17 protein-coding genes and 1 pseudogene are annotated in these 15,658 nt (G+C 70.3%); 9 read left to right on the forward strand and 9 right to left on the reverse strand.

Annotated features, from left to right (window positions below; all coding sequences use genetic code 11):
- The first annotated feature begins 155 nt into the window (after nt 1-155).
- A complete protein-coding gene (locus ACFYWM_RS08565) occupies nt 156-977 on the forward strand; it encodes an SAM-dependent methyltransferase (RefSeq protein WP_389910698.1) in 822 nt (273 codons plus the stop codon).
- A gap of 69 nt (nt 978-1,046) precedes the next feature.
- Here ACFYWM_RS08565 and ACFYWM_RS08570 read toward each other — a convergent pair whose 3' ends face one another.
- The gene (locus ACFYWM_RS08570) at nt 1,047-1,550 is read right to left on the reverse strand and encodes a DinB family protein (protein ID WP_389910701.1); all 504 of its coding nucleotides are present in this window, start codon (nt 1,548-1,550) and stop codon (nt 1,047-1,049) included.
- 37 nt (nt 1,551-1,587) lie between these two features.
- Between ACFYWM_RS08570 and ACFYWM_RS08575 the strand changes: the two genes are divergently transcribed.
- The 5 genes from ACFYWM_RS08575 to ACFYWM_RS08595 all read left to right on the forward strand — a co-directional run bounded on the left by ACFYWM_RS08575 (nt 1,588) and on the right by ACFYWM_RS08595 (nt 5,182).
- Nucleotides 1,588-1,944, forward strand: coding sequence for an MmcQ/YjbR family DNA-binding protein (locus tag ACFYWM_RS08575; protein ID WP_389910704.1), 357 nt, complete (start codon nt 1,588-1,590; stop codon nt 1,942-1,944).
- Nucleotides 1,945-2,086: 142 nt separating this feature from the next.
- Nucleotides 2,087-3,304, forward strand: a complete 1,218-nt coding sequence (locus tag ACFYWM_RS08580) for a cytochrome P450 (RefSeq protein ID WP_389910707.1) — start codon at nt 2,087-2,089, stop codon at nt 3,302-3,304.
- 107 nt (nt 3,305-3,411) lie between these two features.
- A complete protein-coding gene (locus ACFYWM_RS08585) occupies nt 3,412-4,212 on the forward strand; it encodes a TetR/AcrR family transcriptional regulator (RefSeq protein WP_389910712.1) in 801 nt (266 codons plus the stop codon).
- Entirely contained in the window at nt 4,200-4,970 is a 771-nt protein-coding gene (locus tag ACFYWM_RS08590; RefSeq protein WP_389910716.1) for an SDR family NAD(P)-dependent oxidoreductase, read from the forward strand. The genes ACFYWM_RS08585 and ACFYWM_RS08590 overlap by 13 nt, the downstream gene beginning before the upstream one ends.
- An 11-nt stretch (nt 4,971-4,981) precedes the next feature.
- Nucleotides 4,982-5,182, forward strand: a complete 201-nt coding sequence (locus ACFYWM_RS08595; protein ID WP_389910719.1) for a ferredoxin — start codon at nt 4,982-4,984, stop codon at nt 5,180-5,182.
- A 44-nt stretch (nt 5,183-5,226) separates the two neighbouring features.
- On the opposite strand, the gene ACFYWM_RS08600 is transcribed toward ACFYWM_RS08595, so the two are convergent.
- Nucleotides 5,227-5,898, reverse strand: coding sequence for an SRPBCC domain-containing protein (locus ACFYWM_RS08600; RefSeq protein WP_389910723.1), 672 nt, complete (start codon nt 5,896-5,898; stop codon nt 5,227-5,229).
- Between the two features lie 278 nt (nt 5,899-6,176).
- The gene (locus ACFYWM_RS08605; protein WP_389910726.1) at nt 6,177-6,776 is read right to left on the reverse strand and encodes a WHG domain-containing protein; all 600 of its coding nucleotides are present in this window, start codon (nt 6,774-6,776) and stop codon (nt 6,177-6,179) included.
- An 81-nt stretch (nt 6,777-6,857) separates the two neighbouring features.
- Here ACFYWM_RS08605 and ACFYWM_RS08610 point away from each other — a divergent pair, with 81 nt between their 5' ends.
- Nucleotides 6,858-7,343, forward strand: a complete 486-nt coding sequence (locus ACFYWM_RS08610; protein WP_389910729.1) for an FBP domain-containing protein — start codon at nt 6,858-6,860, stop codon at nt 7,341-7,343.
- A 140-nt stretch (nt 7,344-7,483) separates the two neighbouring features.
- Here ACFYWM_RS08610 and ACFYWM_RS08615 read toward each other — a convergent pair whose 3' ends face one another.
- Nucleotides 7,484-8,098 (reverse strand): TetR/AcrR family transcriptional regulator, encoded by a 615-nt coding sequence (locus ACFYWM_RS08615; RefSeq protein ID WP_389910732.1) that lies wholly within the window; start codon nt 8,096-8,098, stop codon nt 7,484-7,486.
- A gap of 235 nt (nt 8,099-8,333) precedes the next feature.
- On the opposite strand from ACFYWM_RS08615, the gene groL reads away from it, so the two are divergent.
- On the forward strand, nt 8,334-9,959 hold the full coding sequence (groL, locus tag ACFYWM_RS08620; protein ID WP_389910735.1) for a chaperonin GroEL: 1,626 nt from the start codon (nt 8,334-8,336) through the stop codon (nt 9,957-9,959).
- Nucleotides 9,960-9,968: 9 nt separating this feature from the next.
- Here the strand turns inward: groL and ACFYWM_RS08625 are convergent.
- The 4 genes and pseudogenes from ACFYWM_RS08625 to ACFYWM_RS08640 all read right to left on the reverse strand — a co-directional run bounded on the left by ACFYWM_RS08625 (nt 9,969) and on the right by ACFYWM_RS08640 (nt 13,698).
- Nucleotides 9,969-10,605: pseudogene (locus ACFYWM_RS08625) on the reverse strand (transposase).
- A 64-nt stretch (nt 10,606-10,669) separates the two neighbouring features.
- Complete coding sequence (gene sigJ / locus ACFYWM_RS08630; RefSeq protein WP_389910737.1) at nt 10,670-11,635, reverse strand: RNA polymerase sigma factor SigJ; 966 nt, start codon at nt 11,633-11,635, stop codon at nt 10,670-10,672.
- An 82-nt stretch (nt 11,636-11,717) separates the two neighbouring features.
- Nucleotides 11,718-12,452, reverse strand: coding sequence for an SDR family oxidoreductase (locus ACFYWM_RS08635; protein ID WP_389910740.1), 735 nt, complete (start codon nt 12,450-12,452; stop codon nt 11,718-11,720).
- 604 nt (nt 12,453-13,056) lie between these two features.
- A complete protein-coding gene (locus ACFYWM_RS08640; protein WP_389910743.1) occupies nt 13,057-13,698 on the reverse strand; it encodes a TetR/AcrR family transcriptional regulator in 642 nt (213 codons plus the stop codon).
- A gap of 84 nt (nt 13,699-13,782) precedes the next feature.
- On the opposite strand from ACFYWM_RS08640, the gene ACFYWM_RS08645 reads away from it, so the two are divergent.
- Nucleotides 13,783-14,424, forward strand: a complete 642-nt coding sequence (locus ACFYWM_RS08645) for an NAD(P)-dependent oxidoreductase (protein ID WP_389910746.1) — start codon at nt 13,783-13,785, stop codon at nt 14,422-14,424.
- 195 nt (nt 14,425-14,619) lie between these two features.
- Here ACFYWM_RS08645 and ACFYWM_RS08650 read toward each other — a convergent pair whose 3' ends face one another.
- Nucleotides 14,620-15,501 carry a TIGR02452 family protein gene (locus ACFYWM_RS08650; RefSeq protein WP_389910749.1) on the reverse strand — a complete coding sequence of 294 codons (882 nt, stop codon included), beginning with the start codon at nt 15,499-15,501 and terminating at the stop codon, nt 14,620-14,622.
- Between the last annotated feature and the right edge of the window lie 157 nt (nt 15,502-15,658).

Raw genomic sequence — 15,658 nt, forward strand, 5'->3', positions numbered from 1 at the left:
CGGTCCTCGAAGCACTCCCGCCCTCTTCGCCGAACGCGCTCGGAACCTTCTGCCCGACAGCCACGCAAAAGATCAGAGAAGGTGGCAGCCGACGTCGAACGCCGCGATCATGAAAGGAACGAGCACGGGAAACACTACAGACGGCGAGGACGTCGATGACGAAGGAGCAGGCGCCCCCGGGAGTGGACCCACACATCCCGAACGCGGCTCGGATGTACGACTACTTCCTCGGCGGCAAGGACAACTTCCAGGCCGACCGCGAGCTGGCCGAGCTGGTGCTGAGCGTGCTTCCCGAGACCCGGGAGGGCACCAGGGAGAACCGCAAGCTGATCGGCCGGATCGTGGAGTATCTCCTCGGCAAGGGCATCAGGCAGTTCCTCGACCTCGGTTCGGGGCTGCCCGCCCAGCAGAACGTGCACGAGGTCGCCCTCCGGCTCGCGCCGGACGCGCGCGTGGTCTACGTGGACCACGACACGGTGGTCTGCACGCACGGCCGCGCCCTGCTGGCCGGGGGCGACAGGGCGGCCATGGTGCAGGGGGACGTACGCAGGCCGGAGAGCATCCTCGGCGACCCGGAGGTCCGGGCGCTCATCGACTTCGACCAGCCCGTCGCGGTCCTCATGATGTTCCTCCTGCACCTCGTCGCGGACGAGGACGACCCCCAGGGTTTCGTCGCCGCCTACCGCGAGGCGCTGGCGCCCGGCAGTTACCTGGCCATCTCCCACGTCGGCGGCGACGCCGCGCCCGAGCGCACGGCCCGGATCAGCGAGTTCTACCAGAAGGCGAACATGCCGTTCCGCCCCCGCCCAGGCGAGGAGATCGGCCGCTTCTTCGGCGACTTCGAGCTCATTCCCCCCGGCCTCGCCAACGGGAGGCAGCAGGACCACACGCTGCCGTTCGCCGACCCCGGGTCGGCGATGCCGATCGACGAGGAGATGGCCCGCTTGGGGTACGTGGGCGTCGGGCGCAAGCCCTGACGTTCGCGCCGTGCCCGTGCCCTCGTCGGCCCGGCGAGGGCACGGGCGCCCCCGGCGAGGGCCGGACGCCTACTCGCCGGTGAGACCGTCGATCCGCTCACGCAGCAGGTCGGCGTGGCCGTTGTGCCGGGCGTACTCCTCGATCATGTGGACGAGGATCCAGCGGTGCGAGCAGTCCTGCCCGTGGCGCTGCCGCTTCGCGACGGCGTCCAGCGGCACGTCGGCCGAGAGCTTGCGGGCGATCTCGATCTCGGCCTGCCAGGTGGCGAGGGCCTCCCGGGCGGAGGCGGTGTCCACGTCGTTGAACTCCGCGTCGGGGTCGTCGGTCTTGTAGAGGAGGGGGACGTCCTCGTCGTTCAGCACGCGGCGGAACCAGGCTCGCTCCACGTGCGCCATGTGACGGACCAGGCCGAGGAGCGACAGGGACGACGGTGGCACCGAGCGCTGCCGGAGCTGCTCCTCCGAGAGCCCCGCGCACTTGACGGCCAGGGTCTCACGGTGCCAGTCGAGCCAGTTGTTCAGCATGGCGCGCTCGTCGCCGATGAAGGGTGGAGGGATACGGTTGTCGGTCACGGCCAACGATTCTCGCATCGCGACGTAGCGTCTGGTCATGGCCGATGATCCCCTGGAGTCACTGCGCCGGCTCTGCCTCGCGCTTCCCGAGACCAACGAACGGCTCAGTCACGGCGAGCCGGCCTGGTTCGTCCGGGACAGGAAGATGTTCGTGATGTACGCCGACCACCATCACGACGACCGGCTCGCCTTCTGGTGCGCCGCCCCGCCCGGCGTCCAGGAGGCCCTGTCGTCCGAGGCTCCGCGGCGCTTCTTCCGCCCGCCGTACGTCGGCCACCGCGGCTGGCTCGGCGTGTACCTCGACGTCCCCCAAGAGCGGGCGGAGATCGCCGAGATCGTCACCGACGCCTACCGGGCCGTCGCTCCCAAACGCCTGGTCACCCGCCTGGAGTGAGCCGGCGGGCACGTCCCCCACGAGGCGCGCCGCCGGCCCGCGACCACCGGAACGCCCGGCAAGCGGTCGGTTTGAGTCGCTTGACTTAAATAAGTCAGAAGACTTAGATGATGTCGATCGCGACACTCAAGGGAGAACGATCTTGAGCGAGCCCGGCGCCGAGGCGCCCGAATACCCCTTCCGCAACCCCAGCGCGCTGGAGCCGCCACAGGAGTGGGCCGAGCTGCGGCAGGGCTGCCCGGTCGCGCCGATCCGGCTGGCCAGCGGTGACACCGCGCTGCTGCTGACGCGCTACCAGGACGTCAAGGAGGTCCTGTCGGACCCGCGTTTCACCCGCCAGCTCGACGCCGAGGGGGCGGCGCGGGTGACCGCCAACGAGTCGGGCGGCGTGTTCGGCGGCGGCGCCGACAGCGGCGGCGGCATGACGGGTGACACGCACCGGGCGTGGCGGCAGCTGGTGGGCAGGGCGTTCACCGCCAAGCGGGTCATCGCGATGCAGCCCAGGATCCAGGCGATGACCGAGCGGCTGGTCGAGCAGATGATCGCCCAGGGCGAGCCCGCCGACCTGGTGGGCGCGGTCGGCTTCCCGCTGCCGGTGTGGGCGATCTGCGACCTGCTCGGGGTGCCCGACTCCGACCGGGACAGGTTCGCGTACTGGTCGGACACCATGCTGAGCATGACCAGGTTCGGCCAGGAGGAGATCGACGCGGCCCAGGCCGAGTTCGACGCCTACCTGGTGGCACACGTCGAGGCCAAGCGGGCCGAGCCGGGCGACGACCTGCTGAGCGAGCTGGCCGCGCTGGTCGAGGGGCTGGACGGGCGGCTGACCGAGCAGCTGCTGACGATGACGGCCAAGGGCCTGCTGGTGGCCGGGCACGAGACCACCGCCAACATGATCGGCAAGATGGTGTCGATGCTGCTGGCCGACCGTTCCCGCTGGGAGGCGCTGCTGGCCGACCGCTCGCTGATCCGCCCGGCGGTGGAGGAGGTGCTGCGGTTCGACGCCAACCCCGGCTTCGGCATGCCGCGCTACCTCAGCGAGGGGGTAACGGTGGCGGAGGAGGAGCTGCCCGCCGGTACGACGGTCATCTGCAGCATGGCCTCGGCCAACCGTGACGAGCGGCAGTTCGAGGGCGCCGACGAGATGCGGCTGGACCGCTCGCCCAACCCGCACGTGACCTTCGGCGCCGGCCCGCACTCCTGCCTGGGGCAGGCGCTGGCCCGCACCGAGCTGCAGACCGTGCTCGCCGTGCTGCTGGAGCGACTGCCCGCGCTGGAGCTGGCCGTCCCGGTCGCCGAGCTCAGGCGCCGCGAGGGTCTCGTGGTCGGCGGGCTGGAGAGGGTTCCGGTCCGATGGTGACCGTGCCCGGCAGAACGGAACACGGAAAACCGGAACGCGGGAAGACGAAACGCGAAAAAACAGCGCGCGACAAGACGGGGCAGGGGAAAACAGCGCGCGGGAAGACCGTGCCCGACCAGCCCGTACCCGGCAGGACCGCCCGCGCCGAGGCGAAGCCCGGCAAGCCCACATCCGGCAAGCCCGCGCCCGGCAGGACGGAACGGGCGCAGGAGACGCGCGGGACCATCCTGGACGTCGCCGAGCGGCTGTTCGCCGAGTACGGCGTCAGCGAGGTCTCCAACCGGCAGATCGGCCAGGCCGCCGGCCAGGCGAACAACTTCGCCGTCGGCTACCACTTCGGCACTAAGGCCGACCTGGTACGCGCGCTCATCCGCCGCTACACCACCGAGACCGAGGAGCGGCGGCTGCGCATGCTGGAGGCGATCGGCGACATCGGGGACGGCTCCGCCGGCCTGCGCGCGTTGATCTCCTGCCTGGTACGCCCCGCCACCGACCACCTCGACGCGCTGGGCGTGCCGAGCTGGCGGGCCCGCTGCCTGGCCCAGGTCACCACCGTGCCCGCGCTGCGTCAGATCGTCACCGAGGAGTCCGTGGCGGCACCGTCGATGCGGCGCACCCTGGACGGCATGCTGCGGTTCCTGCCCGACCTGCCGGAGGAGGTGCACGTCGAGCGCGGCGACATGACCCGCCTGCTCCTCGCGTACACCCTCGCCGAGCGCGAGCGCGCCCTGCACGAGGGCGACTCGACGCCCCACGCGAGCTGGGAGGCCGTCGCCGTCGGGCTCATCGACGCCCTGACCGGCCTCTGGCTGGCCCCCGTCACCGCACACCTTCCACTCCGGAGAGCAGACCCCTCCACCGCACATCCCCCACCACCTCGGAGAACGGACCCCCAATGCGCGGACTGAAGGACAAGAGAATCGTCGTGGCCGGGGGCGCCACCGGCATCGGTGCCGCCACCGCCGAACGGCTGGCCGAGGAGGGCGCGCGCGTCCTGGTCGGCGACGTCAACGTCCCCGGCGCCGAGGCCACCGCCGAGCGCCTCGCCGCCGCCGGTGGCACGGCGGTCGCCGTCGGGTTCGACCTGTCCGACGAGGCGTCGGTCAGGGCGCTGTTCGAGCGGGCGGTCGCCGAGTTCGGCGGCGTGGACGGCGTGTTCAACGTGGGCGCCGACCTGTCCCTGGACACGATCGGCCGCGACGGGGACCTGTCGGAGATGGACGTGGCCGTCTGGCGGCGCACCTTCGAGGTCAACCTGATCGGCTACGCCCACAGCTGCTGCGCCGCGATCCCGCTGCTGCTGGCCGCCGGTGGCGGCGCGATCGTCAACACCTCCTCCAGCGCCGCCTTCGTCGGCGAGCCGCTGCGTCCGGCCTACGCCGCGTCCAAGGCGGGCGTCAACGCCCTCACCCGGCACGTCGCCTCCCGCTGGGGCAAGGAGGGCATCCGCTGCAACGGCGTCTCCCCCGGCATGGTGCTGTCGGAGACCGGCCTGGCGCAGATGAGCGAGGAGTTCAAGGCCGCCGGCCTGGTCGGCACGCGCAGCACCCGCCTGGGCAGGCCGTCCGACCTGGCCGCCGCGGCCGCGTTCCTGTTGTCCGACGACGCCGGATGGATCAACGGCCAGACCTGGTCCGTCGACGGCGGCGGTTCCCTGCACGACTGAGGAGATCACCCATGAACGTCACCGTCGACACCGGCAGGTGCTGCGGCGCTGGGCAGTGCGTGCTGCTCGTCCCCGACGTGTTCGACCAGGGGGACGACGACGGCATCGTCGTCCTGCTCGACCCCGCCCCCGCCGAGCCGCTGCACGCCGCCGTACGCGAGGCGGCCGGTGTCTGCCCGACGGGTGCGATCTCGCTGGACGAGCGGCCCTGACCCCCCGATCCACCCGCGCGGGGCAGGTTCGGGCCGGACGACGGTCAGCCGTTGCTGTTACCGTCGCCGTCGCCCGCGGCCTCGGGGGCGAAGTGCCGCACCCCGAACGCGACGGCCGCGGCGAGGTCGTCGTCACCGGTCCCCCAGGCGGCCTGGACCGCGGCCCCCCAGGCGTGGCAGCTGAGGGTGGCGAACTCCTTCGCCTCGGGCGTGTCCTCCCAGGTCCCGGGGTCGAACGTGGTCCCGTTCAGGAAAAGGCCGAGACCGAGCAACGTGAGGTCCCAGCCGCCGCCGAGCCCGATCGTGCCGCCGGGCCCGTAGGTGCGCACCAGCTCGTCGACGATCTCGGCGGGAGAGGCGTGCTCCAGCTCCAGGACGGTGCCGCCGCCCTCACCGCGCGCGAGGCGGACCTCGACCTCGGTGTCCATGCCCTCCCCGAGGATCCAGGTCACCTTGATCAGGTGGGGCTCCTCGCAGCGCAGGATCGTCCCGCCGGCGTTGCCCTTGAGCTGGAACGTGCCGCCGGGCCGCAGGTCGCCGTCGATCGGGGCCAGCCAGCGGCCGATCCGGCCGGGATCGCTGCAGGCGCTCCACACATCCTCGATCGAGGCGTCGTAGGCGCGGCGCAGGAGCAGCGACCGCCCCGCGCCGGTGGCGACCGGAAGGTCGCCGATCTCCCGGTGGGTGGCGTTGATCTGGTTGACGATGTCGATCACGTGTCTTCCTCGTTCTTCATTGAGTTCTTCACTGAGTTCTTCACTGGGAGTCGCTGGAGGGTGCTGGGAGGTGTCCGTACCCGGGCGGCGTCCCGATGAGGTTCTCAGGCCGCTCCCGGTACCCCCGTTCCGCTCACCGCCGGTGAGCGGTTCCGGCGGCCGGCGTCGCGCCGGATCACCGGGGCCCCGAAGTCCCGCGCGGCATCGAGAATTTCATCATTGGCTTATATAAGTCAAGTCTTATCTACTTTCGCGATCGGCCACGGCCTCGACCACCCTCACGGCGTACGGCTCGCCCCGGCGTCGCCCGCGTCCGCCGGCCAGTTGCGGAGCGCGACGTCGAGCGTGTCGAGCATCCGGCCCCAGGACTCGTCCGCGCCGCGCGGGTGGTGGCGGAAGCCGCCCGCCCGCTCCAGGCTCACGAACCCGTGGAAGGCACTGCCCAGCAGCCGGACCGCGTCGGTCTGGTCGGGCTCCACCAGCGAGTAGCCCCGCAGGATGGCCCGCATCATGTCCGAGTGCCGTCGCGCCGCGCTCGCCCTCGCCGTCTCCGGGTCGAGCTCGACCTGCGCCGCCGCGTACCTGCCCGGATGCTCCCTGGCGTAGTCGCGGTAGACGTCGGCGAAGGCGACGAGCGCGTCCTTGCCCGCCCGGCCGGCCAGCGCCGCCGCGCCCCGGTCGGCGAGCTCGGCCAGCGCCAGCACGGCCACCCGGACCCGCAGCTCGCGCGCGTTCCTGATGTGCGAGTACAGGCTCGCGTCCTTCACGCCGAACCTGCGCGCGACCTCCGAGACGGTCACGTTCTCCAGCCCCACCTCGTCGGCCAGCTCCGCCGCCGCCTCGGCCAGCCGCTCGACGGTCACTCCGGCACGCGCCACGAACCATCTCCCTTTCCTAGGACCTCTAGGTAAACACATAATAGTTTGCGATCTGTTTATACGGAAGCTAGCTTTTCGGCTATGAGACCGCTCGCCGAGCACGAGATCCGTGCCTCTTTCGTCAACTGCACCAAGGGTGAGGTCAAGCGCCTCGCCGCACCCAGGGACCTCGACGCCCTGCCGTGGGAGGACCTCGACTTCCTGGGCTGGCGGGACCCCGCGTCCCCCGGCCGCGCCTACCTGGTCGCCGAGTACGGCGACCGGCTGGTCGGGGTGGCGCTGCGACGGGCCACCCCCGGCGCCGGGCACATGCGGCGCAGCATGTGCTCGCTCTGCCTGACCACCCACACCGGCGACGGCGTGTCGCTGATGACCGCCCGCCGCACCGGCGGCAACAGCGACTCCGTGGGCGCCTACATCTGCACCGACCTGGCCTGCTCCCTCTACCTGCGCGGCAAGAAGGACGCGGGGCCCGGCGGGCGGATGCCCGAGTCGCTCACACTCGAAGAGAAGATCGAAAGGACCGCGGTCAACGTGACCGGCTTCCTCCTGAAGGTGACCCGATAGCCGACGCCCCCCACCGGGCCGGGCGCCCCGAACTCAGCTCAGCGATCACTCGCATCATGTTCGAGCCTTCCCTGCCGCTTCACTTGAACGCGGTGCGGGTCGCCGCGGGGGCCGGAGCCCACGGCGAGCGGGGAAGGCGGTCAGCGACCGGGCGGGCCTTCCGGCGGCGCGACCGGCAGGACGCAGGACAGGGCCCGGCGCAGGGTGGCGGCGAAGGACTCGGTGTTGCCGGGCTCCAGCCAGTGCCGCCCCGCCACGCGGATCGCACCGGCGACCGCGGCGGCCGTGACGGCGGGGAAGAGGTCGCGCCCGGGGTCGGCGCCGGTGCGCGTCGCGATCGCCTCGGCGAGCGGGCCCTCCGCCATGGTGAACGCCCTCAGCGCCTCGCCCTCCAGCTCGGGCGTCGACATGATCATGCGTAGACCGGCCTTGTCGGGCTCGGGGTCGGTGTAGAGCTCGACCACCGCGGCGACGACGGCCTCACCGAGCGGCTCGCCGGCGGGCCGCGAGCGCAGCGCCCGCCCCAGGCGCTTGGACTGGTCGGCCTGGAAGGCGCAGATCGCCTCGGCCCTGCTGGAGAAGTAGTTGTTGTAGGTGCGGGGCGAGACTCCCGCGGCCGTGGCGATGTCGTGGACGCGGACGAGGGCGAGCCCGTTGGGGCCCTGCTCGATGGCCAGGCGCAGCGCGGCGTGGCCGATCGCCTCCCGGGTGGCCTGGCTGTTGCGTGCCCGGAGGTCCATCGCGTCGTCGTTCATGCGGCGATCCTACCGATATTGCGCACCCCGCACTATGTGCGTGACACGCAAGTTGTGGATAGAGTGCGGTGGAGCGCCTGGCACTCACGCCTGGAGAGTGCCAACCACGAGGCGCGTGCCGGGACGGCGAGGCTCGCCGGCGGGTCGGCCGCCCGCCGCCGGACCGTCCGTCGCGGGCGCCGTCCCGGAGACCCCCGTCGAGAACAGCCGAGAGCAGTCGAGAGCAGGAGCAGGAATGACGTCGAAAATGATCGCGTTCAACGAGGACGCCCGGCGCGGTCTCGAGCGCGGCATGAACCAGCTCGCGGACGCCGTCAAGGTGACCCTCGGCCCCAAGGGCCGTAACGTCGTGCTGGAGAAGAAGTGGGGCGCCCCCACCATCACCAACGACGGTGTCTCCATCGCCAAGGAGATCGAGCTCGAGGACCCGTGGGAGAAGATCGGGGCCGAGCTCGTCAAGGAGGTCGCCAAGAAGACCGACGACGTGGCGGGCGACGGCACCACCACCGCCACCGTGCTCGCCCAGGCTCTCGTCCGTGAGGGTCTTCGCAACGTCGCCGCCGGCGCCAACCCGATGTCGCTGAAGAAGGGCATCGAGGCCGCCGTCGAACGAGTCAGCGAGGAGTTGTCCGAGCTCGCCAAGGACGTGGAGACGAAGGCGCAGATCGCCTCCACCGCCTCCATCTCCGCGGGCGACCCGCAGATCGGCGAGATGATCGCCGAGGCGATGGACAAGGTCGGCAAGGAAGGCGTCATCACCGTCGAGGAGAGCAACACCTTCGGCCTTGAGCTGGAGCTCACCGAGGGCATGCGCTTCGACAAGGGATACGTCGCCCCGCACTTCGTCACCGACCCCGACCGGCTCGAAGCGGTCCTGGACGATCCGTACGTCCTGCTCGTGAGCGGCAAGCTCTCCGCCAACCGGGAGATGGTGCCCCTGCTCGACAAGGTCGTGCAGGCCGGCAGGCCGCTGCTGATCATCGCCGAGGACGTCGAGGGCGAGGCCCTGGCCACCCTGATCGTCAACAGGCTGAAGGCCGTCCTGCGGTCGGTCGCGGTCAAGGCGCCGGGCTTCGGTGACCGCCGCAAGGCCATGCTGGGCGATATCGGCGTCCTGACCGGTGCCCAGGTCATCAGCGAGGACCTCGGCCTGAAGCTGGAGTCCACCACCCTGGACCAGCTCGGCCGGGCCCGCCAGGTCATCGTCACCAAGGACGAGACCACCATCGTCGACGGTGCCGGCGACGCCGAGCAGATCGCCGGCCGGGTCAACCAGATCCGCGCCGAGATCGACAACACCGACTCCGACTACGACCGCGAGAAGCTCCAGGAGCGTCTGGCCAAGCTGGCCGGCGGCGTGGCCGTCATCAAGGCCGGCGCGGCGACCGAGGTCGAGCTCAAGGAGCGCAAGCACCGCATCGAGGACGCCGTGCGCAACGCCAAGGCGGCCGTCGAGGAGGGCATCGTGCCCGGCGGCGGCGTGGCGCTGCTGCAGGCCGGCGCCAAGGCCTTCGACAAGCTGGAGCTGTTCGGCGACGAGGCCACCGGTGCCGCGATCGTGAAGAAGGCTCTGGAGGAGCCGCTCAAGCAGATCGCGGTCAACGCCGGTCTCGAGGGCGGCGTCGTGGTGGAGAAGGTGCGCAACCTTCCCGCGGGTGAGGGCCTCAACGCCGCCACCGGCGAGTACGTCAACCTGTTCGAGACGGGCATCATCGACCCGGCCAAGGTGACGCGTTCCGCTCTGCGGAACGCGGCGTCCATCGCGGCGCTGTTCCTCACCACCGAGGCCGTCATCGCCGAGAAGCCCGAGAAGGCCGGAGCCGCCCCCGCCGTGCCCGGCGGCGGCGACATGGACTTCTAACCGATCGTTTCAGAATGAGGTTCGCGGGCGGCGGAGGCATATGAGGCCGCAGGCCGGTTCGGGCAGCCCGTGGTGGAGGTCGGCGCGTCGTTCGTAGCGGGTGCGGAGTCGTTTGAACTGGTGCGGCCAGGCGAAGGCGCGCTCGACCACCCAACGCACCTTGCCCAGTCCCGAGCCGTGGGCGAGACCGCGTCGGGCGATCATGGGTTTGATGCCGTGCTTCCACCGCAGGCGGCGGTACTTGTCGAAGTCGTAGCCCCGGTCGGCGTACAGACGCCGGGGCTTGCGGCGGGGGCGTCCGCGCAGACCCCGGATCGGTGGGACCGCGTCCAGCAGTGGCAGAAGCTGGGTGACGTCGTGCCGGTTGCCGCCGGCGAGCGTGACGGCGAGCGGGGTTCCGTGACGGTCGACGATCCTCGGTCCAGTCCCGCAGCCGACGCCAGGCCGTCACCCCGGAGCAGCCCACGGTCTCCGGGGGGACGTCGCGCCAGGCGACACCGGTCCGCAGCACGTACATGACGCCGGCGAGTGCCACGCGGTCCGGAACGCGCAGCCGCCCGGGATAGCGGTGGCGCCCTTCGAGAGCAGGCGGCGACAGCGGAGCAACCCGCTCCCACAGGTCGTCAAGAACAAGATCAGCACACATCCCGGACACACCGCCGACCGAGATCGTCGACACAAGACCCGCAACTCAACCCATTCTAAAACAATCAGAGTGACCAATTCGTTAGCTTTACTGGATTCAGCATCAGCCACACATTCGTGATGCCTTCATCGCTGACGTCAAAGGTAACCATTCCGTATCGACGCCCTTCATTTCGAAGAATGTATCCGAGACCGTCAGCTGTGTCGCGTCGCTCAAGACGGAGGGCGGGCTGCTTGCGCATCACTCCCATGAGCCACCGGGCTACATGATCCGGCCCACGGATGACCTGAGGTGCGGCATTGACGAAGCCGCCGCCGTCTACTCGTAGTTCGACGTCTGGAGCCAACACGCGGAGCAGGTCCTCGATGTCCCCTCCGACAGTTGCACCACGGAATGCCCGAACAACCTCATCATGCTGGTGGGGAGAAACCTGTGCGCGTCTTCCTCGTCGGACGTGGCGGCGTGCGGACGTCGCCAGTTGCCTTGTTGCTGCTGCTGAACGACCTACGACACCAGCAATCTCGTCAAACGGGACGCCGAACACATCATGCAGGACGAACGTCACTCGCTCTGCTGGGGTCATGGCCTCGAGGACCGTCAGCAATGCCATGCTGACGGCATCATCGAGGGTGACACGTTCGAGCGGATCAGCAGCGAGATGACTGGAGTTCAGTGGCGCAATGGCTGTGTCTGCAAAGAGGTCAGCCGGAACCGGCTCCGGCAGCCATTGCCCGACGTACGTCTCCCGTCGTGCCCGCGCGGAACCCAGCAGGTCGAGTGAGATGCGGCTCGCAACTCGAATCAGCCATGCCACAGGCGCGGCAATTTCGTCGCGTTCCTCGGGCTCAAGGCGGTACCACCTCACATATGTCTCTTGCACGACGTCCTCGGCATCGGCCAGGGTGCCCATCATGCGAAAGGCTAGCGACAGCAGACGATGCCGCTCCGCCATGACCGAATCGAGAGCCCGTGATTCGTCACGCTCGGCTTTTCCGAACTCTGCGGATTCGACAGGAAGATCTTCCGACATGGGGCACCCTTTCCCATTGGGCGCAGCACGCCTAACCTGTTGCCTGGCGGTCAGACGTTCCCGCCTCTCTCCACTATCGCATTCAGGCGGTGGGGATCCCTGTAATCGGGTACCGCACGCTGCCTGTCCGGCACGCGCCGCGCGGAACCATGGCATCGAGGGGCTCCTGTCCGTCCACGGTCACAACCTCACGATCGTCTCCGCGATCGGCCAGAGTGGCACGGAAGAGGTCGTCGTGGTAGAACCGGTCGGGTCCAGCGATCTCGACCACACTTCCCGGCTCCAGCGTCGTGACAGCCTCGGCGAGCAGCTCGACGACTTCGTCCAGCTCGACGGGCTGGACGAATGACCTCGGAGCGAGAACCTTTCCGTCCACGGTGTGCTGGTCAATGAGGACAGGGATGTAGCTCTGGAACTGGGTGGCCCGAATGATGGTGGCGGGGATCGAAGCGGATCGCACGGCCTTCTCCTGCGCCACCTTGCCGAGGTAGTACCCGATCTCAGATGCGTCCCCTTCCCCAACGCCGACAATGGAGAGCACGATGTGATGACGCACACCTGCCCGCTTGCCCTCCGCGGTCAGGTTGTCGATCGCTCCCTCGAAGAACGAGATTGCCCCCTCCGCGTCAAAGCGGGGGGTGTTGAGGACGTTCACGATGGTGTCGACTCCGGCGAGAGCCTCGGTGAGCCCCTTGCCCGAGATCACGTCGATCCCGTCCTCGAGTCCTCCCGAGACCACCTCGATGCCCTTGGCCTCCAGGTTGTCAGCAAGGCGGGACCCGACACGGCCGCGCCCACCAGCGATGAAAACCTTCATTTCCTCACTCCGTTCCGGGGCACCAGTCGCCGCCCTCGCCAACAGGACGACGCAGGCCGGAAAAATGTGAGGTCGCGAAGCAGGATTGCTGCCACACCGTGTCCTGTGCGGTGAGGCGGAGGAGTCGCCCGTAGCGGCACAGGGCGGCGGCGAGTCCGAGAAAGGCCAGGTGGTTACGGGGATCGCGTTCGTAGCGGGGGCCGAGCCGGCGGTAGCCTGACAGCCAGGGATGGTGCGTTCGACGACCCAGCGGCATCGCCCTAACTGATTGTTTCAGAATGGGTTGAGTCGCGGGCCTTGTGCTCGACGATCTTGGTCGGCGGTGTGTCCGGGATGCGTGCTGATCTTGTTCCTGACGACCTGTGGGAGCGGGTCGCTCCGCTGTCGCCGCCTGCTCCCGAACGACGCGCCGACCTCCGCCACGGGCTGCCCGAACCGGCCTGCGGCCTCATATGCCTCCGCCGCCCGCGAACCTCATTCTGAAACGATCGGTAAGTCCGTCCCCGGTCACGGGCTTCCGGGTCCCTGGTCACGGACTCCGAGTCCACTTCCGATCGCGGCCGGACGGGTCCCTCCGGTCACGCACTCCCGCGTCCGCCTCCGGTCACGGCCGGACGGGCCCCTCCGGCTCCCGTACGCCCTCCAGGAGGGTCCTGGCCAGCGCGGCGGCGAACTCGTCGATCGGCTGCGCGGCCGGGCCCGAGGGCGGGCGATCCCCGGCGAAGGCGTGCAGGAAGGCGCGCTGGAAGCACGCCCCGAGGAACAGGGCCGCCGCCGCCTCGGGGTCGGCGCCCGCGTGAAGACGCCCGGCTGCGCGCTGCCCGCGCAGGTAGGCGGCGAGGGCGTCGAGCGGCTTGTGCGGGCCCATGTCGAGCCTGTCCATCTCCTCGCCGTGCCGCCGCAGCAGCGCCGGGTCGGAGAACAGGGAGGCGGCGATCGGGAAGGTCGACGCGTAGAACGCCACGGCGTTCTGGGCGATCTCGATCAGGGTCTCCTCGACGTCATGACCGTCCCCGGCCCCGCTCGCTCCCCCGCTCTCCAGCTCGGCGAGGAGCGGGGCGAGCCGGGGCAGCCGTTCCCTCAGCACGAACGTGAACAGCTCCTCCTTGCTGTCGAAGTGCTTGTAGAGCGCGGCCTCCGAGCATCCCGCGACGCGGGCGATCTCCTTGGTGGTGGTGCGGGCCAGCCCGACGGTCCGCATCAGCTGGTCGGCCGCGTCCAGGATCCGGACCCGCGTCGGCTTCATGCTGGGCGCTCCCCGGAGTTGACGAAGGGGTGGGTGAGCACTCACCCTACTGGTTAGTGAGCACTCACTAACCAGGAGGGCACCATGAAGCTGACAGTCTGCGGAGCGACGGGCGGTACGGGCCGGGAGGTCGTACGACAGGCGCTGGAGGCGGGGCACGAGGTGACGGCGGTGGTACGCGGCCCCGCGCGACTGCCGGACGGCCTCGGCGGCGTGCGGGTGGTGACGGCAGACGTGACCGACCCCCAGTCGCTGCGCCCCGCGATCGAGGGACGGGACGCCGTGATCTCGGCTCTCGGCCCGCGCAGCAGGAAGCACGCCCGGGACGGCGTCGTCGCACCGGCGACGCGGGGGATCCTGTCCGCCCTGGAGATCTGCGGGGTGCGCCGCCTCGTCGCGGTGAGCGCGGCCCCGGTCGGCCCGTCACCGCAGGGCGACCCCTTCCTCGACCGCGAGATCATGACCCCGCTGATCCGGAGGGTCCTGCGCGACGTCTACACCGACCTGGGGGCGATGGAGGAGGCCATCCGGGGCAGCGACACCGAGTGGACGGTCATCCGGCCGCCCCGCCTGCTGGACAAACCCCTCACCGGGACCTACCGGCTCGCCGTCGGCGGCAACGTCCCCGGCGGACGCACGATCGCCCGCTCCGACCTGGCCCACGCGATCCTCGCGGTGCTGGACGACCCGGCGACGGCGGGACAGGTGGTCGGCGTCGCGTACTGACTCCCCCGAACCTCCGTCAACCGCTCCCGCCCGGACGTTCCCGGCGGCACCCGCACCCGGCAGGACCCGGCACAGAGCCGCTCCGAGGACCATCCGGCGCAGGCCGGACCGGCATACGACCGTCCTGAGAGGAGGACCATCCGGGGCAGGGCCGGACCGGCATACGCCCCTTCCGGGAGCCCGGGGACCGGCGCCCTAGCCGGGCTCGTCGGTGAACACCCGGGCGAACGCGTCGTGCGTGGGCGTTCCGGGAGCGTGGTCGAGCACGGCGAAGACCACCTGCTCGAAACGCCCGTGGAAGGCCCCCGAGGGGCCGAGGTGCGTGGCGAAGCAGCCGGCCACGAGCGCGGGCGGGTTGCGGAACACCCCGCACCCCCACGCCCCCAGTACGAGCCTGCGCAGCCCCGAGGCGGCGAAGAGTTCCAGCGCCCTCCCCGAGCGCTCGAACAGCACCTCCGGCAGGCGGGCGCGCCGCTCGTCGTTCTCGTCCATCGCACCGGCGTTCGGCGCGGCCACGGTCAGGAACGAGACGGGGTACGGGCGGGCGAGCAGGCTGTTCCGATCGTCCCTGAACACCGGGACGGCGGGCGAGAGGATCGCGCGATCGCTGTAGAGCGGATCGCCCCGCTCGCGGTGGAAGGCGTAGAAGTCCGGCGCCTCGACCAGGCAGCGGTAGAGCCCCGACGCGTACGCCAGGCTCTCCTCCTGCGCCTGGGTCCCCCTCAGGAAACCACCCCCGGGATTCTTCGCCGAGGCGAAGTTCAGGCAGCCGACGGCACCGCCACCGCCACTACCGTCACCGCCATTCCTGTCACCGTCGCCGCCGTCAACGTCGCCGCCGACCATCCGGCGGGCGGCCGACAGGGAGGTCTCGTTGACGACCTCCACCGAGGTCGCGACGGCCGGAGGCGCGGTGGGCGGCCCGACCGGCTCGTCGGGCCCCCACAGCCGGGTGCCCGCGACGGCACCGGCGAGTTCTTCGGCGATGGACACCCGCCCCCGCGAGGGGTGGTCGTACCAGCCGCGCTCCAGGATCTCCACGGTCTCCGCGGCGAGCGCCCGGCGTGCTTGCGTCATTCTTCCTCCCGGCTTCCCTCCGGGCACAAGTTATCCTCATGCTGAGAAATTCTCAATACGAGAAAGACGTGAAGACGATGCTTTTCGCGCACGACCTGCGGCCGGGCGGGCGCGGCGCCACGGCGACCGGCCACGAGAGAATCACCGCCGCTCCGGG

The sequence above is a fragment of the Streptosporangium sp. NPDC002721 genome (assembly GCF_042888905.1).
In the GTDB taxonomy this organism is placed as follows: domain Bacteria; phylum Actinomycetota; class Actinomycetes; order Streptosporangiales; family Streptosporangiaceae; genus Streptosporangium.